This is a genomic window from Marinobacter excellens LAMA 842, assembly GCF_001574445.1.
GTDB classification, from domain to species: Bacteria; Pseudomonadota; Gammaproteobacteria; order Pseudomonadales; family Oleiphilaceae; genus Marinobacter; species Marinobacter shengliensis.
Window position 1 is genome coordinate 1 of the sequence record NZ_LOCO01000034.1, and the last position, 19,065, is coordinate 19,065.

23 protein-coding genes are annotated in these 19,065 nt (G+C 55.9%); 16 read left to right on the top strand and 7 right to left on the bottom strand.

Annotation, left to right across the window (positions count from 1 at the left end):
- Positions 1 to 108 precede the first annotated feature (108 nt).
- The 4 genes from J122_RS18785 to J122_RS18810 all read left to right on the top strand — a co-directional run bounded on the left by J122_RS18785 (position 109) and on the right by J122_RS18810 (position 4,944).
- Complete coding sequence (locus J122_RS18785) at positions 109 to 1,113, top strand: nuclease-related domain-containing protein (RefSeq protein WP_061333630.1); 1,005 nt, start codon at positions 109 to 111, stop codon at positions 1,111 to 1,113.
- Between the two features lie 806 nt (positions 1,114 to 1,919).
- On the top strand, positions 1,920 to 2,360 hold the full coding sequence (gene trxC / locus J122_RS18800) for a thioredoxin TrxC (protein WP_061333637.1): 441 nt from the start codon (positions 1,920 to 1,922) through the stop codon (positions 2,358 to 2,360).
- A gap of 121 nt (positions 2,361 to 2,481) precedes the next feature.
- Complete coding sequence (locus J122_RS18805) at positions 2,482 to 3,684, top strand: M24 family metallopeptidase (protein WP_061333640.1); 1,203 nt, start codon at positions 2,482 to 2,484, stop codon at positions 3,682 to 3,684.
- 468 nt (positions 3,685 to 4,152) lie between these two features.
- Positions 4,153 to 4,944, top strand: a complete 792-nt coding sequence (locus tag J122_RS18810; RefSeq protein WP_061333641.1) for a DUF4124 domain-containing protein — start codon at positions 4,153 to 4,155, stop codon at positions 4,942 to 4,944.
- 27 nt (positions 4,945 to 4,971) lie between these two features.
- On the opposite strand, the gene J122_RS18815 is transcribed toward J122_RS18810, so the two are convergent.
- Positions 4,972 to 6,114 (bottom strand): hypothetical protein, encoded by a 1,143-nt coding sequence (locus J122_RS18815; RefSeq protein WP_061333643.1) that lies wholly within the window; start codon positions 6,112 to 6,114, stop codon positions 4,972 to 4,974.
- A 208-nt stretch (positions 6,115 to 6,322) separates the two neighbouring features.
- On the opposite strand from J122_RS18815, the gene J122_RS18820 reads away from it, so the two are divergent.
- From J122_RS18820 to J122_RS18835, 4 genes are all read left to right on the top strand, one after another.
- Positions 6,323 to 7,330 carry an Acg family FMN-binding oxidoreductase gene (locus tag J122_RS18820; RefSeq protein ID WP_061333646.1) on the top strand — a complete coding sequence of 336 codons (1,008 nt, stop codon included), beginning with the start codon at positions 6,323 to 6,325 and terminating at the stop codon, positions 7,328 to 7,330.
- Positions 7,327 to 8,163, top strand: coding sequence for a DUF6544 family protein (locus tag J122_RS18825; protein WP_061333647.1), 837 nt, complete (start codon positions 7,327 to 7,329; stop codon positions 8,161 to 8,163). Before J122_RS18820 ends, J122_RS18825 begins: the two co-directional genes overlap by 4 nt.
- 156 nt (positions 8,164 to 8,319) lie before the next feature.
- Complete coding sequence (locus J122_RS18830; RefSeq protein ID WP_156471788.1) at positions 8,320 to 9,111, top strand: substrate-binding periplasmic protein; 792 nt, start codon at positions 8,320 to 8,322, stop codon at positions 9,109 to 9,111.
- A gap of 101 nt (positions 9,112 to 9,212) precedes the next feature.
- The gene (locus J122_RS18835) at positions 9,213 to 10,319 is read left to right on the top strand and encodes a histone deacetylase (protein WP_061333651.1); all 1,107 of its coding nucleotides are present in this window, start codon (positions 9,213 to 9,215) and stop codon (positions 10,317 to 10,319) included.
- 68 nt (positions 10,320 to 10,387) lie between these two features.
- On the opposite strand, the gene J122_RS18840 is transcribed toward J122_RS18835, so the two are convergent.
- On the bottom strand, positions 10,388 to 10,933 hold the full coding sequence (locus J122_RS18840) for a nucleoside 2-deoxyribosyltransferase (protein ID WP_061333653.1): 546 nt from the start codon (positions 10,931 to 10,933) through the stop codon (positions 10,388 to 10,390).
- A gap of 29 nt (positions 10,934 to 10,962) precedes the next feature.
- Positions 10,963 to 11,592, bottom strand: a complete 630-nt coding sequence (locus tag J122_RS18845) for a hypothetical protein (RefSeq protein WP_061333655.1) — start codon at positions 11,590 to 11,592, stop codon at positions 10,963 to 10,965.
- 135 nt (positions 11,593 to 11,727) lie between these two features.
- On the opposite strand from J122_RS18845, the gene J122_RS18850 reads away from it, so the two are divergent.
- The 6 genes from J122_RS18850 (at position 11,728) to J122_RS18875 (ending at position 15,334) form a co-directional block, all read left to right on the top strand.
- Positions 11,728 to 12,351, top strand: coding sequence for a hypothetical protein (locus J122_RS18850; RefSeq protein ID WP_061333657.1), 624 nt, complete (start codon positions 11,728 to 11,730; stop codon positions 12,349 to 12,351).
- A 100-nt stretch (positions 12,352 to 12,451) separates the two neighbouring features.
- Positions 12,452 to 12,907, top strand: a complete 456-nt coding sequence (locus J122_RS18855; RefSeq protein ID WP_061333659.1) for a CopD family protein — start codon at positions 12,452 to 12,454, stop codon at positions 12,905 to 12,907.
- Complete coding sequence (locus J122_RS18860) at positions 12,904 to 13,554, top strand: DUF1294 domain-containing protein (RefSeq protein ID WP_227510296.1); 651 nt, start codon at positions 12,904 to 12,906, stop codon at positions 13,552 to 13,554. The genes J122_RS18855 and J122_RS18860 overlap by 4 nt, the downstream gene beginning before the upstream one ends.
- Positions 13,555 to 13,626: 72 nt before the next feature.
- Positions 13,627 to 14,139 (top strand): DUF4124 domain-containing protein, encoded by a 513-nt coding sequence (locus J122_RS18865; protein WP_061333661.1) that lies wholly within the window; start codon positions 13,627 to 13,629, stop codon positions 14,137 to 14,139.
- A gap of 174 nt (positions 14,140 to 14,313) precedes the next feature.
- Positions 14,314 to 14,883: a DJ-1/PfpI family protein gene (locus J122_RS18870; RefSeq protein ID WP_061333663.1), complete on the top strand. Its 570-nt coding sequence runs from the start codon at positions 14,314 to 14,316 to the stop codon at positions 14,881 to 14,883.
- Between the two features lie 70 nt (positions 14,884 to 14,953).
- Positions 14,954 to 15,334 (top strand): ribbon-helix-helix domain-containing protein, encoded by a 381-nt coding sequence (locus J122_RS18875; RefSeq protein ID WP_061333665.1) that lies wholly within the window; start codon positions 14,954 to 14,956, stop codon positions 15,332 to 15,334.
- Positions 15,335 to 15,374: 40 nt separating this feature from the next.
- Here J122_RS18875 and J122_RS18880 read toward each other — a convergent pair whose 3' ends face one another.
- Genes J122_RS18880 through J122_RS18895 form a run of 4 tightly spaced genes read right to left on the bottom strand, consistent with a single transcriptional unit; the run spans position 15,375 to position 17,948 of the window.
- Entirely contained in the window at positions 15,375 to 16,001 is a 627-nt protein-coding gene (locus tag J122_RS18880; protein ID WP_061333667.1) for a DUF938 domain-containing protein, read from the bottom strand.
- A gap of 13 nt (positions 16,002 to 16,014) precedes the next feature.
- Positions 16,015 to 16,458, bottom strand: coding sequence for a YHS domain-containing (seleno)protein (locus tag J122_RS18885; protein ID WP_061333669.1), 444 nt, complete (start codon positions 16,456 to 16,458; stop codon positions 16,015 to 16,017).
- Positions 16,459 to 16,517: 59 nt separating this feature from the next.
- Positions 16,518 to 17,159 carry a TetR family transcriptional regulator gene (locus J122_RS18890; RefSeq protein ID WP_061333671.1) on the bottom strand — a complete coding sequence of 214 codons (642 nt, stop codon included), beginning with the start codon at positions 17,157 to 17,159 and terminating at the stop codon, positions 16,518 to 16,520.
- Between the two features lie 27 nt (positions 17,160 to 17,186).
- Entirely contained in the window at positions 17,187 to 17,948 is a 762-nt protein-coding gene (locus J122_RS18895; protein ID WP_061333672.1) for an SDR family NAD(P)-dependent oxidoreductase, read from the bottom strand.
- 233 nt (positions 17,949 to 18,181) lie between these two features.
- On the opposite strand from J122_RS18895, the gene J122_RS18900 reads away from it, so the two are divergent.
- Both J122_RS18900 and J122_RS18905 read left to right on the top strand, forming a co-directional pair.
- A complete protein-coding gene (locus J122_RS18900; protein ID WP_061333674.1) occupies positions 18,182 to 18,562 on the top strand; it encodes a DUF6152 family protein in 381 nt (126 codons plus the stop codon).
- Positions 18,563 to 18,570: 8 nt separating this feature from the next.
- Positions 18,571 to 19,056, top strand: coding sequence for a hypothetical protein (locus tag J122_RS18905; RefSeq protein WP_061333675.1), 486 nt, complete (start codon positions 18,571 to 18,573; stop codon positions 19,054 to 19,056).
- The last annotated feature ends 9 nt before the right edge of the window (positions 19,057 to 19,065 follow it).

Genomic DNA, 19,065 nt, shown 5'->3' on the forward strand with positions numbered 1-19,065 from the left:
CTTTGAGTTTTTCTTGATCCACTTGTGTACCCACGATGGTATCCTTTTGAAAAGATTACTCAGTCGTGGGCAGTTACACAATTTGGTTTACAGCCTCATGTTCGCGTGATGGATTTTGGTTCAACCTTCCAGGTCGTGCTTTCTGAATTCTGGTATCTGATTCTCCTGCTCATTATCTTGGGCCTGATCAGGACGCCGTGGTTCAAGGGCAAGACGGGGGAATTCCTCGTCAACGCTTCTGCGCGGTTGCTGCTCGACAAATCCCGCTACCATCTGGTCAAGAACGTTACTCTCCCCACGACGGACGACGGCACCACCCAGATTGACCACGTTCTGGTGTCAGAGTTTGGCGTCTTCGTTGTGGAAACCAAGAATATGAAAGGCTGGATTTTCGGCAACCCGCATCAACGTTTCTGGACCCAGAAAATTTACCGGTCCAACTATAAATTTCAGAACCCACTTCATCAGAACTATAAGCATGTAAAAACGCTGCAGGCCTTGCTTGGATTTGATGATCACCAGATGCATTCGGTGGTGGTGTTTGTCGGGGACAGTACCTTCAAGACACCGATGCCTGACCAAGTTACCCGCGGGTTGGGCTATGTTAGCTATATCAAGTCGAAGCAGGAGGCGGTACTGAGCCCTGATCAGGTAAAAGAGGCTCTGGAAAAGGTGGCCTCTGGTCGTCTTAAGGAATCATTTGCCACTGATCGGGCCCATGTTCGGCATGTTAGAGGCCTGGTATCTGAGCGCCATGGCGTTGCACCTCGTGAGTCACGCAGTGGGCTTCTCAAGATCCTGATTTTCCCGGTGTTGATGTTGGGAGTTGGTGCGATCGGCGTGAACGCGTATTCAAATTTCGTTTCGGGGGCGATGGCAATAGGTACAAAACGAGTGTCAGAACCGCGAGTTGAGCAAGCAGCTCGGCCTGCTGAGCCGTCTTCCAATAGCGTTGTTCAGCGTGTTCATCAATCTCCCTCCGAATTGTTTTTAGCACGGCAGGAATGTAATTCGCTGATAGCTGCCGCGATTGGCAATCAGGATCCGCGTCTTTTGAGAGACCGAGATAAGGCGTGTGCTCGATATAAGGCTTTACAGGGAGAAATTCATTGAATCAGAAAACGATGAGCTTGCGGCGGCAGTTGGGTTTTGATTTTTTGAGACCCCTGAGCTTCGATTTGGATCTATTCTGGAGTACAAGATTTTGGACCCTGTAAGTTTTGTGTTTTCCGCATACCTGAATACCGTTCAGTCGAGGGTATCCAATCATTTCAATGAAACCAGAAACCTTGAGATTACGCCGGTCGTTGTCGAATACGAGGGTGTTTCAGTTTCCTATCAGCATCAGTTGTGGCGGGTGCGCCCTGAAAGCATCTGTTCGAATTATCGACAAAACATCAGTCAGTTTTCCGGGTGTACCGTGAAGGCTTCTCAGCTGTTCCATGCGCTGTGTTCGGAATTGAGGCAGTCTGCGTCAGACGACTGGCGGCAGGTTCAGATCCAGAATATGTATTGCAATGCTGCTGTGTCTTTCAAACCCACTGTTGCAAATATAGACTCAGCCCCGACGCTTTCCGGGTTGGAGGAAGCCCGTCAGGCGTGCAACGCGGCGACGGTTGCGGCTATGGGGAATAGTGATCCCAGGTTGGCTCGGGAGCGAGACAAGGCGTGTGAGGTCTATCGGGAATCGAAAGGCCGGTGACAATCAGGTGTTTGTCTGATCAATAATCTCACACAACGCATCTAGCCCATCCGTCAGCGCCGCCGGCCCAGGCTGAAGAATCAGCGGTGATTTGATTTCATACAGGTGCTTGTTGGCCACGGCCGGTACATCGGCCCAACCGGGGCGCTCGCCGCTTGATTTCCGGCCATTTGACCCGATTAATTCAACCATCTGACAAATCAGAGGCCGACCAATCATGACTGACATTCGACACCTGGTGTGTCCCCATTGCCACAAAGTGAATCGCGTACCGGCCGACAAGCTGTCTGCCGGTGGCAACTGCGGTGCGTGCAAACAAGCTCTCTGGCCAGACCAGGTGCTGGATCTTACGGAGCAGTCGTTTGCGGCACACACCGGACGCAGCGATGTGCCGGTATTGGTGGATTTCTGGGCCAGTTGGTGTGGCCCCTGCAAAGCGATGGCGCCACAGTTCGAGCAGGCGGCGAAAGCCTGGCAGGGTAAAGTGCGCTTTGCCAAGCTGAACACCGAACAGTCACCGGGGCCTGCCGGGCAGTTTGGCATTCGCAGCATACCCACAATGATCCTGTTCCAGAATGGCCGGGAAGTGGCCCGTCAGAGCGGTGCTATGAATCAGGCGCAGATCAGCCAGTGGCTGCAATCGAAGGGTATTCGGTAGACTTAGGGTGTAATTGGCAGTCCTCGGGAGGCCTCAAGCCCTTTCAACGATTATCCTGGTTTAGGGGCAGGGCGTTTTATGCCTACACTCAAGTAGTCCCTTATTGATTCTGGAGACTACTATGGATTTCCACGCTTACCGCCAGGCTTTAGCCGACACCCTGGAAGGCAGCGAGCTACCCTTTCCGGCAGGTGAATTAAGTCTCCGTTTGGCGCGTACCCGGGCTCTGATGACTGAAGCCGGACGTGATGCCCTGCTGTTGACCGATCCTGCCGATATTTTCTACCTAACCGGCTATCATACCTTTGAGGTCTCCGTGCATACCGCGTTGTTGGTCACGGCGGAACGTGTTGTCCTGCAGGTACCGTCGATTGAGACTGGGCCGGCTGTTGTTACCGCAAGGGTCGACGAAATCATTGGTTACCGCTGGGAGGATATCAGTGAAGTCATCGAGCCTTTGCTGGCCTTGCTGTCACCCTGCCAGTACATAGGCCTGGATGCGAATTCTGCCGGTTTGCGCTACGCCATCATTCAACCCCTGTTAAACCGTCTGGGCAAGGCACGCTTTCACCATGATGGCGGCGCATTGCTGGATAGTCAGCGTCTGGTCAAAAGCGAGGCCGAACTGAACTGCCTGCGCGAGAGCGCACGCATCACCGCAATCGGTCTACGAGCTGCAGAAGCTATCATTGAGCCCGGCATTACCGACAATGAGGTGGCTGCCGAGGGTGCACGTGCACTGCTCGCGGCGGGCAGCGAGTTCATGAGCCTGCAGCCGATCGTGACCTGCGGTCAGCGCAGCAGCGTGATACACGTCAATCATAAACGCACCGTTATCGAGGCAGGGGATCCGGTGTTCCTTGAATTTGGTTCAGCTTATCAGCGCTATACCGCGCCGATGATGCGCACTGTTGTAGCGGGCGGAGCCACGGCTCAGATGCACCAGATCGCGGAAGTGTGCCAATGCGTCTATGCCGCCCTGAAAGAAACTATGTGCCCGGGTAATACCTTTGATGATGCAGCACAGGCTGCCGAGGCGGCCCTGGCACGCTATGCCGATCGAGTATTTTTCTCTGGCGTATTCGGCTACTCAGTAGGAGCGCAGTTCCCTCCCAGCTGGGTTGAAGGCACCGGCTACATTGCCCGCGGTCTCACCCGCCGCTTTGAGGAAAACATGGTTTTCCACCTCCCCCTGTGTCTTCGCCTGCCTGGGGAGTGGGGTATTGGCCTAAGTGACACGGTACAGGTCACTGCCAAGGGTGGTGTAGCCATTACCGACAATGATTGGCAGGTCAATGAACGGGTTGACCTCATTAAATCTTAAACGTACCTGGACCCGACATGTTTAAACCCAGTTGTTACAGCTGCCGAAAAAAGTTTGAGCCATCTGCGTTGCGTGTTTCTTACTCGAAGAATTACTGTGAGAGCTGCGGCGTTGGGTTGTTTGGTGAGGATTACTTCAGCTTCCCGCCAAAGCCGGCTCCAACTACCCGGAGGAACCTGGTGGTTCATGGTGCGGTACTTATTATAGGAGCTGCTTTTTTCGCGTTATGGCTGTCGTTTATAGGGTTCTGAGGGCCGGGTCTGCCAATGCCGATTCAAATATGGGCCAGTGCGCTCCTGGTTTGTGACAACCATCCCATCGTTTCCATATGAGGGCGCGTGGGTGGGCCGAGCCCGGGACGATCGGAAGCGGTTTTGCTATGGTTGGCGAAAATAGCCATGTTTGACGACACATAGAGGCGGAAAGGCGCCGCCCGGGTCCCCGCTCCCAACCACAAGGAAAGCAGCCATGCTGTCAGGCCCCGACGCTTTATCCGCCGTTTTCACTCCAGTTTCAGGGACCGCGCCGGTCACCCAGCTCGTGTTCGGGATCGCGCTCTCGCTGCTCGGTGTCAGCGCCTCCGCTGGGGTCTACAAATGCGAAACGGGCTCCGGTCAAGTTGCCTACCAAGCCATGCCCTGCGAGATCACCTCCACTCAAAGCGAGATAAAGATCCGCAACACCCGGTCGTCGACCCCGGCGAAGACTCAAGTCGCGCCGGACCCTGCCCTAGGGCAGGGATTACCGGAGCACCGTATTCAGTTCATGGCCGATGAGCCTTACATAGTCTTCCGGAAAGGAGAGCTCTGGGGCGGTTCGATTGCTCTGCCCACCGCCAAGCAAACCATTGTCAAAAGACAACAAGATTTGGCGCAAGCCGAGCAGTGTGACGTGAGGTGGAAGAAAAACATTGCGGAGCGGAAGAAGCGCCGTGAAGAAACGTTCCAGAAAGCCCATGCAGCCTGCAAACGCCAGCGCCATTCCCATTGCGATACGCGGGATCCGGACAAAATGATTGACTTGTATGAGGCGCGCAATAATGCCTATCTGGATGTGCCAAACAATCCCGATGAATATCGCCGACGCGCTATTCAGGTTGCCAGCGCCAAGCGCACGAATGAATTTAGGAACCGAGACAACCCGTGTCCGGATAAACGGACCCGGGATTATTGGCAGCAAGAGATTGAACGGCATCAACAAGCCGTGATGCTGATGGAAAACGCTTTGGTTGAACGCAACGAATCAAACCCGCAGGACTAGCCCGCGGTTTTTATGGCCAGGTCGATCTCAGTAATTCTTGATTTCGAACTGGTCGTCTTCCGGGTCAGCGGTGTAACGTCCTTCTACCTGATCCCAGTAATTCGTGTTGCCCATCATGTCCAGAATCCGGCTGTCATCGGTACTGGCGCTTGCGGCGTCGTTGCCGGTAGGGGTCCGGTTACCCCACCAGTTGATGGTGACTTCTTCTGGAGGCGCGGAGGCCATTGAGCGGAAGTAATTCGGCACAACGTGATTGTGCTTGTTTACTTCATCGGCCAGGTACCAGTAACGGTGCCACATCTCAGCCACCATGGCGCGCAGCTGCAGGTTTTTGTCACCAATCCACAGGTCATTGATGTTGCTTGAGTAATAGGCCGTTACCGGCGTGTTGTGGCGCTCGATCAGGTCTTGAACAATCCACCGAACTCGCTCACCGGTCCAGTCCAGTTTGCCGTCACCGTTGGCATCGCCCAGGTAGCTTTTGCCGTCTTTTGAGTAGAACGGGTCCAGCAGTTCCAGTCGATCAACCATCACGTTCACGCCAACATCACCGACATAGATCGCATCGCTGATTTTGCCGGCCACGATGGTTGCCAATTGGTTGCCCAGCGAGTGGCCAGACAGACGAACGTAGTAGGAGGTGTTGCCGGCCAGTGCTGCGGTCACCTGCTCAAAGGCAATATCGCCGACTGACTTGTTGGGTGAATGCTGAGTGCTGTAGCTGCCGTCACTGAGGCGGTACCGCATGCCGCGAGGACCGTTGGCGGTCCACATTTTGGCCTCGGCATCTTTGAGCTCCGATTCATCGGCGAACTGGTCCCAATAAAAATAGGCGATGTTCCAGCCTTTGCTCTTCCAGGGGCTGGAGGTGATGACGTCTTCGGAGCCCCAGACGAAGCGGAAGTCTTCACGGTCGTAGCCGTCGCCGCGGGTAGCGGAACCCGGCTGCCAGCCGTGGAAATGCACGATGGTCGGTTTCGACGGGTCGTAGAATTTGAGTGGTACATTGTTGACTGTGCCGTCGGCCTCTAACGCTTTGACGGAATTGTTGTCGCCGTCAAACCAGTAAAGCCCGTAATCGAGTGTGTCTGCTGCGGCGTGCGCGGCAAGAGGGAGAAACAGAACAGATGCCAATAGCATCAGGGAAATGTATCGGAAGGTTTTTAACATAGCGTATTTTTATCCATATTGTTTTTGTGTGGATACGGGCTATCGCCCGGATTTGAGGCTATCAGGGCCGACGCGGGATAAAAATGAACACATGTACAAATATACAATTTGTTACATGGTTAACGTTCGAACTTCGGACTGGCTCCCTCAGCGCTAGCCGATGCAAAGTTCACGGCCTAAACTTCATGGATTGGAGCCAGGAGGCGCTATGAACTACTCAGATAGGGTCAACGAAACCTGGTGCCACAGTGCGCCTGGCGCCTCACCTCAGGACTATCGGGAGTTGGTGCGGTACGCCACCTTAGCGGCCTCCAGTCACAATACCCAGCCCTGGATATTCGAGTTGGACGCCAACCGCATACGGGTGTTGCCTGATCTTTCCAGGCGTTGCCCGGCGGTGGACCCGGATGATCACCACCTTTACGCCAGCCTGGGGTGCGCCACGGAGAATCTTCTGCTGGCAGCGCAAGCTGTCGGGTTAAAGGGGCGTTGCCAGTTCGATGTATCGACATCCGGGGTGGTGATTGATTTTGAAGAGGCTATGGCCGCGCAGTCTGCGCTTTTCGAGGCGATTCCACTGCGGCAGTGCAGCCGTTCAGAGTATGACGGTGTGCCGCTTGCGGCTGAAGTGCTGGAGCAGCTTCAGGTAGCGGGGCAGGGTGATGGCGTGTCGGTGCTTCTGATGACCGATGCCGATCAAAAAGCGCTGGTCGCAGATTATGTCGTCAAGGGCAACGATGCCCAATTTGCAGACCCTGAATGGGCTCGGGAGCTTAAAGCCTGGATTCGGTTTAACGGCAAGGAGGCGGTGCTTTCCGGCGATGGGTTGTACGGGCCGGTTATGGGCAATCCGGCTGTGCCCCGTTGGCTCGGATTGCTGGCGATGAAGAGTTCGTTCTCTGCCAAAAACCAGAACAAAAGAGATCATCGGCAAATTCACAGTTCTTCCGCCATTGCCGTCATCTATTCAGAGGCCGATGACATTCCCCATTGGATTGAGGCGGGCCGGTGTTACCAGCGCCTGGCCCTTCAGGCTGCAGCTCTGGGCCTGCGTTCGGCGTTTATTAACCAGCCGGTGGAGGTGGCGACACTGCGCCCTGAATTTGCCCGCGCCATTGGAATTGGTGGCCGGCGCCCGGACCTGATTGTGCGGATTGGCCACGGCCCGCAGATGCCGCGCTCTCTCCGGCGGCCGGTTGAGGAGGTTATCCGGTGATTTTGCTGGGGGTACTTATTCTGGCCGGGCTGGTTTTGTCGGCCTGGCGGCTGCTGGACCACTGGGCGGACCGCAAAGCCATGCGCGAGCTGGTGGGTGCGCAGCTCGCACAGTCCCCGGTCTTTGCCGCCGAGATGGTTGCCGATCTTCCCGAGCCTGCAAGGCGATATTTTCTGTATACCATTGAACCCGGTACGCCGCTTGCGACGGTCGCCCGCATCCGGATGGCGGGGCGCTTCGGCATGGGTGACAAGGGCAATCCCAATTATCTGGATTTCGAGGCAACCCAGGTGTTGGCCCTGCCCTCCGGGTTCGTCTGGAAGATGCATGCGCGGCGCGGCCTGATGCGGCTGTCGGGTTCTGACAGCCAGCGATGGACGCGGTTCTGGCTGATGGGGTTGCTCCCTGTTGCCCGCTTTGGCGGCGACCCGGATCACACCCGCTCGGCGTTCGGCCGCTACGTTACCGAAGCCGTTTTCTGGACGCCTGCAGCGTTGTTGCCGGGCCCGGGCGTTACCTGGGAGGTTCTGGACACTGACAAGGCACGGGTTACCGTGGAGTATCGCGGCCTGTCACAGTCTGTGGATATCAAAGTGTCGGCAAGCGGCCAGCCCGTTGAGGTCAGTTTTCAGCGGTGGAGTAACGCCAATCCCGAGAAGAAACACCGGTTACAACCGTTTGGCGGGTATCTCTCTGAGTTCCGGCTGTTCGGCGGGTTTCGTTTGCCGACACGTGTGGAAGCGGGCAATCATTTTGATACGGACCAGTATTTTCCGTTCTTTGTGGCGGATGTGAGCGCTGTTGAGTTCCCCCATGGGCCACCTGGATGTTGACCATGCCATTTGCCAAGCAATGGGCCTGGCGGTTGCACTATAATTCCACTTCAGTGAGCCTGCCTGTTTATTCTGTTTGGAAAAACGGTTCAGGTTCATCAAGTTTCAGCCGGTTTACAGCCGTCTATGGAAAGCAGTAGAACCGGAGATAACCTGGTGATTAAGTATCTCTTAAAAGAAATGGCGACGCGGTTATGCCTCGTGTTCCTGGTTGTATGGCTGGCGCTTCCCCGTGTCTCGGCGGGAAGCAGCATACTGACTTTTGCGTTCAGCGAAGCGTCCCCACCTTACAGTTCCTCATCTGATGGAAGGGCTGCAGGGTTGTTTCCGGATCTGGTGCAGCTGGCGTTCAGTTTTATCCCCGAATACACCACGGAAAGTGTGGTTTTGCCCTGGTCGAGAGCACAATACAACGTCAGGCATGGCGTTACCGATGGTCTTCTCACCTATCCCTCAATGGAGCGACAGGGCTATGCAATCTTTTCAGCTTTACCGCTATTCACGCAGGATTTCGGCCATCTGGTCTACTCGGCTGAAAACCCCAATATCGATGTGATTGAATCGGCAACCAGCTTTGCTGACTTGTCCGGTCTGACGGTGATTGTCGAGAGGGGTTCCAAATGGGAGGAAGACAATATTCCCGGCTATCTGGCGCGTGTGCCGGGCCCACACCTGAATACGATGATGCACCTTCTGATGCTGCGAGAGGCCGGGGATTTTATGGTGCAGCCTGCTGAAGATGCACGATTCGCCGCTCGCCAACTTGGCTATTCGAACAAGCTGAAAGTTCGGAAGGTTGATTTTATCCCTAATTCCCAGATCCCTTTTCACATTGGCGTTTCGCGAGAACTGCCGTTCGCTAGGGAGGTGATCGATAGGGTTGATGCGATTATGCAGAGCCCGGAATTCCAGGCACAGCGGAAAGTTCTGATCGAAAGCTATCGATAGCGCCGAATTATGCGACTAGGCTATTAGTGGTGGCTAGAGTGGTTGAAAGGCATTCGCCATAGGGTTTGTTATAGGGAACGCGGGAGAAGAGGAAAGGGCTTATGATCGGCGATCGCAGCGTAAACGTGTTCTACGACGATGTGATGCTCGGGCACAACCCGGAGGTGGATTTGCCTTTTATGCCCAGCCGGGTGGAGAAGCGTGTCAGGTCGATTCTCGAGGGGCTGAATTTCAAGTGGAGTTATCCGGAACATCCGGGGCGGCTCTCTGCCATCAAGGCGTACCTGGACGAGCACCCGATAGATGGCGTTCAGTTCTGCAGTGGAGCGGCCGCAGCAACCTATGAACAGCTGGCACGCGTGCACACCACGTCTTATCTGGATCATATTTTTTCCATGGCGGGTAAACGCGCCTGGCTCGATAAGGACACCACGGCGGTGTCGCCGGATAGCGTCAGCGCTGCCACGGCGGCGTCTGGCAATGCCATTGCCGCTGTAACCAGTGTTGTGAAGGGGGAGTGCCAAAGCGCTTTCGCGCTGGTGCGGCCGCCGGGCCACCATGCGGAACCGGTACGCGCCCGTGGCTTCTGTCTGCTGAACAATGTTGCCATTGCGGCGGCCCATGCTCAGGCCAAACTGGGCTGTGAACGGATTTTGATCATCGACTGGGATGCCCACCATGGCAATGGCACCCAGGATATTTTCTGGGCTGATCCGGATGTGCTTTTCTTCGATACCCATTGTGCGGCGCCGTTCTATCCTGGCTCTGGTCATCTTGAGGATGTGGGCGAGGGGTTGGGTGAGGGCTACACCATCAACGTTCCGCTGCCGGAGTCCGCGGGTGACGTTGCCTTCGAGAAGGTCTTTCGAGAGATCTTGATCCCGGCGGCTGATTACTTCGAGCCAGACCTTGTACTGGTTTCTGCCGGGTTTGATCCCCACCGTAATGATATGGCGCTGAACCTGACCTACGATGGGTTCAGGGCGATCACCCGTATTGTTCAGGATATTGCAGACAAACATTGTGACGGTCGGCTAGCCATGGTTCTGGAAGGCGGCTACAACCTGACTTCGCTCTCTAAAGGCGTTCATGCGGTGCTGGAGACCTTGGCGGGCGGCGATGCTCCCGAAATACGGGAAGTGGGTGTAAGAGAGGCGGAGCAAGCGGCGGAGTTTCATCGCTCGGCGTTTCAGGATCTTGAAGAGTAGTTGTTGTGGAGGGCCCGGCGTGTCGCGCCGTTAACAGCCCGCCAGAGCTTGGGCTTGCCAGAGTTGGTTCAGGTATGGGCGAGCGCCCTTACGCAGCGGTTAAACATCTCCGCCGAGAAAAAGCGGTGTTCGCCGGATTGCTGCGCCACGAACAGCTGGCCACCGGATTCGCGGATTCCCCCCTCGATCATCAGGTTATCGCTCATCTCGAAATCCTCAATGGTGTGGCCCAGTTCGTCCTGGCAGGTTGCACCCGCCCGTTGCTGATACAGCCGGCTGTCCAGGGTGAACCCGAAGGCGGGCTTGCCCTGGCCGATCATGTAACCCACCTCGAACACAGTACCCGGATCGGCGCTAATGCCGCGAAACGGTGTGAGGTTGGCAATGATGGCGTCGCAGCTGTCCATCAGTTCGCGGTTGGCCTGGTATATCCGGTGGCCACGCTCGTGTTTTGCCTCCTCATCCGAAAACTCGAGCGCTGTGTCCAGCGGGTCGGCGCCTTCGAATCCGGCGTTCCGGAGCAGGCGTTTTTTCTCGGCGACGATGGCCTGGTGTTCTTCCGCCGGGAAGAAGACTTCCGGGCCTGCGAGGTAGATGCGTTTTGTTTTTTGCATGTGAGTATTGTCTGTCAATTCGGCGTTGACTATTGGATACGAGCCGACCGATCGCTGGATAGGTGTGTTGGTAAGTTTAGTTCAATCCAGTCTTCTCGAGTCCCTTTGAATGTCATTCCTAAAGGCGATTGCTCAACTTTGAACATTGCGATGAACGGGCCATCTGGCAATCGATACCAGAAATCTCTGGGCACGCAGATTTGGAAATACATTCGGTCCAGTTGATCGTTCTCAAGTTGATAGCTGCACGAGTGGCGACCACCGCCACGGTATTTTGTGACTTGGTATGCTACCGTTAAGGTCTCGCTACTCAGCATCGTCCAGATGCGCGGGATCGTGTAACCGAAGGATAAGTGGCACATCATCCAGAGCAACAAGGGGCAACCTATGAAGGTGAGGCACTTTTTGCTAAGGCCAAACGAATGCCATTGGGGATCCGGAGTGATCTTTCCTGTATGAAGCAGGTACCCCGCCCAGAGCGATACCAAGAAGGTGATAAATGCCGATAGGTACAGCGCAATCTTGGCAACCTCTAAATCGGGACAGAAATTTTTAGGGCCGAAGATCTGAGGTACCGAGAGGATGACCATTGGCAGCAGAATGGCGCACAGGACTTTTTGGTGCCGATTCATGCTGGATTTAGGGCCAGTTCTTTTCATACATAATCCCTTACAGTCAGGCCGCGTAGTCCTTACGCAAGCGGGGCTATCGTACCAAATGCTTGTGTGTAGCACAGCATACCTTTGGCGGAGAGAACTAACCGCCAAAACATAAAATGCTCAAGGAGGAGCAAAGTGCTTATCAAATATTTCCTGGGCCACAAAAAGGCGCTCACCCTATGTGGCGGGTGCCTGGTGATTGCTCTGACGCTGTACCCGATGTTCTATCGCACCTGGGCTTTCGGTTCCGATGCCTGGGGGCTGACAGTCATAGCGCTTCTTGACCCCGACGAAGTGCCCTGGAGCCCTTCGGATTTCAATAGTCTGGCGATCCGGCCTGCGGTGGCCTACTGGCTTCTCACCAATTTCGACTGGCCCTATGAACGCTGCGGTAAAGCGATGACGGCGATGGGTGGCTGTTCGCAACCTTTGGTCAATTTCGTAGGCACCTCGTTGGATAGGCACGATGCTGATTCCATCATGACGCGCCGTGGCTATGCGTTACTTCGACACTTTGCCGCAAGGGGAGAGCCGTTAAACGGCTACCACAACGGGCTTGCTCCGGTGCATGAGGCCGTCCTTTACGCCGATGTGGGTTATCTTCGCGCCCTTCTGGAGTTGGGGGTGGATCCAAGCCTGCCGATTGATAGTCCGGGGAAGGACTATCATGGCTTTAACGCTTTTGAGTTTGCGGTGTTTTTGGAATCCCGGAACCAGGAAGTTTATCAGACTATCCGGGCAGAGCTTGATGCTCTATAGGCGGGCTCGATCGTCCTCAACCGCTTCCGTTGTTTTAGGGTTGTTTCGCGAGGGCTAAACTTATACTTACCACTCGAATTTCTCATCCAGGAGTTGCTTTATGGGTTTAGCCATCGCACTGCATGTCCTATCTGCCGTAATCTGGGTTGGCGGTATGTTTTTCGCCTACATGGCTATGCGCCCTGCGGTGGTTGAGGTGATTGATGCCTCCCAGCGAGGCGGGCTCTGGTGTGCCACGTTGTCCCGGTTTTTCCGGTGGGTATGGGCGGCGGTGATTCTATTGTTGGTCACCGGGTACTGGATGATTTTGAGTGTGTTCGGCGGCATGGCCGGTGCCGGTTGGCATATCCACGTGATGCAGGCGCTGGGTATTGTGATGATCCTGATCTACGCCCATGTTTACTTTGCCCCCTTCCGGCGGCTGAAACAGGCAGTGGCCAATCAGGACCCTCAGGAGGGCGGGCGCCAGGTGGGGCAGATTCGCAAGCTGGTTGGGACTAACCTGATTCTTGGGCTGATTGTGGTGACGATTGGGGCTGGCGGGCGGTATTTGTGAGCGCGTTGAATCAGAAAGGAATGCTCACTGCCTGGAATGACGCCAAGGGTTTTGGTTTTATCTCGCCGGAGGGTGGCGGTGAGCGTGTGTTTGCTCACATCAGCAGTTATGCAGGCCGGGGCCGGCCGGTTGCTAATCGCAAGGTGACATTCAGCACCACGAAAGATGACCAGGGCCGTTTGAGGGCTGGTCGGTTCCAATATGTTGGGGCAGCAAAGGTGGGTGCCAGCATTGCGCAGGGAGTCTGGGTGGCGGCCGCTGTTGTACTGGCGTTTTTCAGTGTGCTCGCTGGCCTGTTCTATCAAGGTTATCTGCCGGTCTCGATCCCCGCCGCCTACGTCGGGGCGAGTCTGGTTCTGTTTGTCATGTACTGGATTGACAAAAAGGCTGCCCAGCGAGGAGCCCAGCGTACCGCTGAGAAAACGCTGCACCTCTTTGAGCTCTGCTGCGGTTGGCCCGGTGCACTCATGGCGCAGCAGGTTTTCCGCCACAAAACGCGGAAAGGCAGTTATCAGTTTGTGTTCTGGTTGGCGGTGTTGGCCAATCTGGGCGCGTTGGGCTGGTTGCTTGTGGCTCCGGAGGCGATGGGGTTGCGGCAGCAATTGGGCTTTGATTTGTCCAGGTCTTTGCGGCCGCTAATCTGGTAGGTGGGCGTTACGCTAAACAATCTCCCTTTTGCTATGGTGAAGATATCAAGAAGCCAAAAAAGGAACTTTGTTATGTGGTTTCGCAGGACGATGTTACCGCTTTGCGTGTTCTTTATGTCCCCTTTGCCACCAGCCTCTGCTGAAGTTTATAAATGGGTAGATGATGCTGGCAACGTTCACTTTGGAGACCGCATTCCGGAACAACACAAGCAGTCAGGAGAGTCTGTCGACCTTTCAGTTCGCATACCTTCTGCTGAAGAACAGCGCCAGGCTGAAGCTCGTGCTGAGTCGTTGCAACGCGTAGCAGGAGAGTTGGGTGAGCAGCGACGGGAAAAAGAGCGCTTGGAGGAGTCAGAACAAGTACCGGCGCAGCAGAATGTGTCTACCCTGCCGGAGGAGGTGAAGCCGGGTCAGGGGCGCCTGACCCGTGAGCAGCGTATGGCCAATTATGAAGCGGAGATGCAGCGGTATAGGGAAAGTATGGCGTGTTTCGGCAAGTACCAGATCAAGGGCGGTGGTACCAGGGGGTATGCCTTTGAGGAATGCGAGTCCGTTAAGAAGCCGCGCTATCCCGATGTACGTTAGTTCTGGACCACACCCTGGTCAGTCCATACCAGGTAGGTCAGCGTTTGGTGCGAGGAACCTGATGCTGAAGCTGTGATTGCCGCTTTAAGACCTGTAGTAACCCCTTAATACCCGCCCCGACACCACCGCTGCTAATGTTTCCTGACCTGGCAATACAAACACAAGGAGACAGCCATGAGCGGGAAGAAGATTCTGATGATTACCGGTGATTTCACCGAAGACTACGAAACTATGGTGCCGTTCCAGGCACTGCAGGCCGTTGGCCATACGGTTCATGCCGTCTGCCCGGACAAGAAAGCGGGCGATACGGTCGCCACGGCGATACATGATTTCGAGGGTGACCAGACCTACACTGAAAAGCCCGGCCACCGGTTCGCCTTGAATGCGGATTTTGACGGACTGAATCCGGCAGATTACGACGCGCTGGTGGTGCCCGGCGGCCGTGCTCCGGAGTACCTGCGGCTTAACCAGGATGTGCAGAAGCTGGTTCGCCATTTCTTTGAAGCCAACAAGCCGGTGGCGGCGATCTGCCACGGTGCTCAGTTGCTGGCCGCAGCAGGGGTTCTGGAGGGCCGTAAATGCTCTGCCTATCCGGCCTGCCAACCGGAGGTTGAGCTCGCAGGCGGCACCTTCGCCAGTATCGAGGTTGATCAGGCGGTCACCGATGCTAATCTGGTAACAGCACCTGCGTGGCCTGCCCATCCGGCCTGGCTCGCGCAGTTCTTCAAGTTGCTGGATCAGTAACGCAGCAGGGGCCAGGGCGCTGGCCCCTCAGTACCCTCAAGCGCCATCAACCACATTCGGGGAGGCCGTTATGTGCAAGCTCTTTATTAACGCCGATTCGGAGCTTTGGGGTAGCCGCACCCACTCCCTGCGAATTGACGGTATGGTCACCAGTGTGCGGATGGAAAACGCCTTTTGGCAGGTGCTGTCGGAGCTGGCTGAGCGCGATGGTATGAATCTGCCGCAGATGATCACCCGGCTTTATCATGAGTCCATTGATGCGGGCCATGATCTGGGCAATTTCACATCCTTCCTGCGGGTTTGTGCGTTGCGGTATCTGGAATTGCAGCTGAGTGGTGACGTGCCGAGGGATACCCGGGTGCCGATTGCTTCACTAGATGCAGATCGTATTCTCGCTGGTAAACGCGGTAAATCGGCAACACCGAAAGTCGTGAGTAAGGCAAGCCACTAGGCGCGCGACAACCCATATTCGCGGATACAGCCCCTGATCCTCAGTCTGTCGGTTTTATACTGGTCGCATGCACTGGAACAAACACCAGCATCTCGTTGTTTGCCGGCATTGCATAATCTTCCCGCAGTACCAACCCCACCGCCTTGGCCAGCGCAGACAGATCCTCGATATCGCGGATGCCCATGTGTTGCGCCTGAGATCTGAGTGACTGGTCAAACGCCCGATTGCTTTCACTGGTGAACTCGCCCTGGTGCCTGAACGGCCCATACAGGCAAAACGCGCCGTCATCAGGCAGGCTTGCGCCGATGCCCTGGAACATTTGTTCCACTTCTGTCCAGGCCATGATGTGGGCGGTGTTGGCGGAGAACGCCCATCGGAATTCCCGTGTGGGCCATGGGCTGTTGGCCACGTCCAGCTTTCGCATGGGGAGAATATTTGGCAACGCAGCCTGTTCCAGCCGGGAAACAGCCAGGTGCGCGGCCGTGGGGTGGTCCGTTGGCTGCCACTGTATGTGGGGCAGGGCTGCTGCGAAATGCACGGCGTGCTGGCCGGTGCCGGTGCCTATTTCCAGCACGGTGCCCGGTGCATTGAAGACCTCGCGCAGTCTTTCCAGTATGGGGCCCTTGTTGTTTTCGCAGGCTTGGGAAAAGGGCAGGTGGTTGGTCATCAATGCGTTTCTCCTATTTCAGAACGGCTGGCCAGTTCGCATCGGCCTCGCGAATGAGTTGGTTGGTGTTCGCCAGCCAAGACGTCTGTACCGATTGGTTGTAGTTCAGAAACAACCGTCCGTCCCTTATGCTCCAGTGCTGTGGGTCGCCTTTGGCGAGGTAGCCCTGGCTGACAGCCCAGGCGCAATAGCCGCCGTATGCCGGTGCGAATTTTTCAGGGTTGGCGTTGAACTGTGCAAGATTTTCCGCATTGGCGAAACGCCAGGTCGCACCCTGGTACTCTGCAGTGTAACGGGGCGAGCCTTTGACCGGTTTGCCCTGTGTGAAATAGCCCACGGTGTCGTACCCTCCGGCGCCAGTATTGCTCAACAGGCCGGTGTAAACGGGCGGTTCAGCAGCCCAGGCCATGCTGGCCAGGAGCCAGAAGGTAGCAATCAGTGTGATGCGTTGGTTCATGTCAGGTCCTCCCTGGTAGTTAGGTGTACGATAAACCTGACAATCGAACCTCCGATTTGTTACGCAATAAATGCCTTGGTCAAAACGCCCAGGTGTTGCCTTAGGGTGTCTGAAAACTCCAGTTGGAACACGGTCAGCGGTTCTTTCTGCATGGCCTTGCGGGCCGGCTCCGGTGGGTGGCACATGTGCCAACTGCCGATCAGCGCCTGCTGGCATTGCATCAGGTACCGCAGGCAGGCGGCTTCTTCCTGGCCGGTAGCTGCCCCGATAATCGTGCTGATGCGGCGGGTTTGAGCCAGAAGGAAGAGTTTGAACTCCCGGGCTTCGTCTTCGCTCAGGCCGGTTTCCAGGGCAATGTGCAGGATTGCGGTCAGGCCGCAGAATACGGGATGAGCCAGAATGTGATCAACAAACCGCTCCGGGAAACCTGCCGGGCCGGAGGCTTCCACTTCTGACACCCAGTCCGACATGGCTCGGCGGTACACCGCAATGAACAGTAGCTCCTTGCTGCGGAAATAACGGTACAGGGCGGCTTTGGTGACCCCGGTTTCCCGGGCCACGTCTGCCAGCGTGACGCCATGGAACCGATGCTCCAGAAACAGGTCTTCCGCCGCATTGAGTATCTGTTGTTCCCGCAGCGCCTTATCCGACTCGGAACGGGCGCGCTGTTTACCACCGCATAGTCTGTACTTCAAAACCACCTCAAATCACTCGTTTGTTGGCCGCGTTCAGGCTTGTAGCCAGCCGGCCAGGCGCCGTGTTACGGCCCGGGGCGAGAGTTTACCAGACCATACCATCAGCAGGTTACGCAGCCCGGGAATCACGATGGCTTTTCGGCGCTGGGCAAGGGACTTCTTGACCACCGCTTCAGCGGACATGGTGCCGGCTTTAAACAGTTTGGTGTTGGTCATGTGGGCTTCCTGGGCAAATTCCGACTCTGTGGCACCCGGGCACAGCGTACTGACGGCAACGCCTGAGCCCTTTAGCTCCTCATGCAGTGCCTCGGAGAAGGAGAGTACGAAGGCCTTGGTGGCGTAGTAGATGGCCATATTGGGGCCGGCTTGGAACGCCGCCAGAGACGCTACGTTAATTACAAAGCTGCCTGGCTGCTTGCGCAGCGCCGGCAACAACTGCCAGGTGAGGGAGACGAGGGAGGTAACGTTCACCTGGATCATAGCCAGTTGCCGTTCAAGCTCGATGTCGGCAAAGGCACCACGATCGCCAAACCCGGCGTTGTTGATCAGGCCATTGAGGGCCCAGCCGCCATCGTTCAGTTGCTGGGCCAGTGCATCGGTGCCTGCTTGGTTTGCCAGATCGGCTTTCAGAACAATGGCGTCTATTCCGTGCTGTTGCTTCAACTCGGCAGCCAGCGTGTTAAGGCGCTCTTCCCGACGGGCTACCAGAATCAGGTTTTGTTTTTCGGATGCCAGTGCTCGGGCGAAACACTCACCAATTCCGGCGCTGGCGCCGGTGATAATCACGTATGACATGCTCTTCTCCATTTAAGTGAACTGTGGTTATTTAATATACGCCGGCGCTTTCGGCATGTAAATAACCTTTGGTTACTTATGTTTTGGGGCCAATCCGGGGAACCGAAGTCTTCCGTGCTGCTTTGCTGGGGAATCTGTCCTAGTCTGGTGACAGGGCATCCTCGTATTTGCTCAATAGGTTGATGTAAAACCTGAGTGATTGCTTTGACACTATCGCGACAGGAGGACTAATCATGCCTCAGCTTCGTTTCATCTTTCTGCTGAGTACTGCCGTGTTTGCTGTATTTCTGGCCACCTCGACAGCTCAGGCACATCACGGTTGGGCCTGGGCCACAGATGAGGAATTCGAAATCACTGGTGTTATCCAATCGGTGCGCCTCGGGAATCCCCATGGCGAGGTGACGATACGCGCGGATGGTGAGGATTGGGTGGTGGAAGTGGGTCAGCCCTGGCGTAATGAGCGGGTTGGACTGACCAGGGAAATGTTGAGCGAGGGGCGGGAGATTACCGTGCATGGTCACCGTTCGGCCCGGGAGGGTGAACGGTTAGTGAAGGCCGAGCGCGTTGTGATCGACGGTCAGGACTTCAATCTTTACCCTGGCCGTGCTTCCTGAGCCCGGGGATGATTGAACCGGCGTTGAGCCTCATCCAGGAGTTGGCTTTGGTCTCGGCCTTGCGTAATTCCACGTTCATGTACCCGTTGGTAAACGCCGGGCATATTCTCGGGGTTGCAATGCTGGTTGGCGGTATCGTGCCGCTGGATCTGCGTTTGCTGGGGCTTTGGCGCAGGTACCCCGTGACAATGTTCGTCGATGTACTTCGAATAACATCGGCGATGGGCCTGGTGTTGGCGATTGTTTGCGGGCTGCTGCTATTTGCCACGGCAGCCGCGGACTACGCGGGTTCGTGGCTGTTCCAGGCCAAGATCGCGCTGGTGGTGTTGGGCGTATCGAATGCTTTGATACTGGGTAAGGTATTGAAGCGCCGGGATGTGGAGAACCTGCCTCTGATGGCGAAAATGCCTTTTCCTGTGCGAGTGGGGGTGGCGTTGTCTTTGTTTGTATGGATTGGTGCGCTGACTCTTGGGAGGTTATTGGGGTATTTTTGAATCGATACT

Coding starts and splice junctions, on each gene's coding strand:
- J122_RS18785 (WP_061333630.1), top strand. CDS start 109: ATGGATTTTGGTTCAACCTTCCAGGTCGTGCTTTCTGAATTCTGGTAT.
- trxC (WP_061333637.1), top strand. CDS start 1,920: ATGACTGACATTCGACACCTGGTGTGTCCCCATTGCCACAAAGTGAAT.
- J122_RS18805 (WP_061333640.1), top strand. CDS start 2,482: ATGGATTTCCACGCTTACCGCCAGGCTTTAGCCGACACCCTGGAAGGC.
- J122_RS18810 (WP_061333641.1), top strand. CDS start 4,153: ATGCTGTCAGGCCCCGACGCTTTATCCGCCGTTTTCACTCCAGTTTCA.
- J122_RS18815 (WP_061333643.1), bottom strand. CDS start 6,114: ATGTTAAAAACCTTCCGATACATTTCCCTGATGCTATTGGCATCTGTT.
- J122_RS18820 (WP_061333646.1), top strand. CDS start 6,323: ATGAACTACTCAGATAGGGTCAACGAAACCTGGTGCCACAGTGCGCCT.
- J122_RS18835 (WP_061333651.1), top strand. CDS start 9,213: ATGATCGGCGATCGCAGCGTAAACGTGTTCTACGACGATGTGATGCTC.
- J122_RS18840 (WP_061333653.1), bottom strand. CDS start 10,933: ATGCAAAAAACAAAACGCATCTACCTCGCAGGCCCGGAAGTCTTCTTC.
- J122_RS18845 (WP_061333655.1), bottom strand. CDS start 11,592: ATGAAAAGAACTGGCCCTAAATCCAGCATGAATCGGCACCAAAAAGTC.
- J122_RS18855 (WP_061333659.1), top strand. CDS start 12,452: ATGGGTTTAGCCATCGCACTGCATGTCCTATCTGCCGTAATCTGGGTT.
- J122_RS18865 (WP_061333661.1), top strand. CDS start 13,627: ATGTGGTTTCGCAGGACGATGTTACCGCTTTGCGTGTTCTTTATGTCC.
- J122_RS18870 (WP_061333663.1), top strand. CDS start 14,314: ATGAGCGGGAAGAAGATTCTGATGATTACCGGTGATTTCACCGAAGAC.
- J122_RS18875 (WP_061333665.1), top strand. CDS start 14,954: ATGTGCAAGCTCTTTATTAACGCCGATTCGGAGCTTTGGGGTAGCCGC.
- J122_RS18880 (WP_061333667.1), bottom strand. CDS start 16,001: ATGACCAACCACCTGCCCTTTTCCCAAGCCTGCGAAAACAACAAGGGC.
- J122_RS18885 (WP_061333669.1), bottom strand. CDS start 16,458: ATGAACCAACGCATCACACTGATTGCTACCTTCTGGCTCCTGGCCAGC.
- J122_RS18895 (WP_061333672.1), bottom strand. CDS start 17,948: ATGTCATACGTGATTATCACCGGCGCCAGCGCCGGAATTGGTGAGTGT.
- J122_RS18900 (WP_061333674.1), top strand. CDS start 18,182: ATGCCTCAGCTTCGTTTCATCTTTCTGCTGAGTACTGCCGTGTTTGCT.
- J122_RS18905 (WP_061333675.1), top strand. CDS start 18,571: ATGATTGAACCGGCGTTGAGCCTCATCCAGGAGTTGGCTTTGGTCTCG.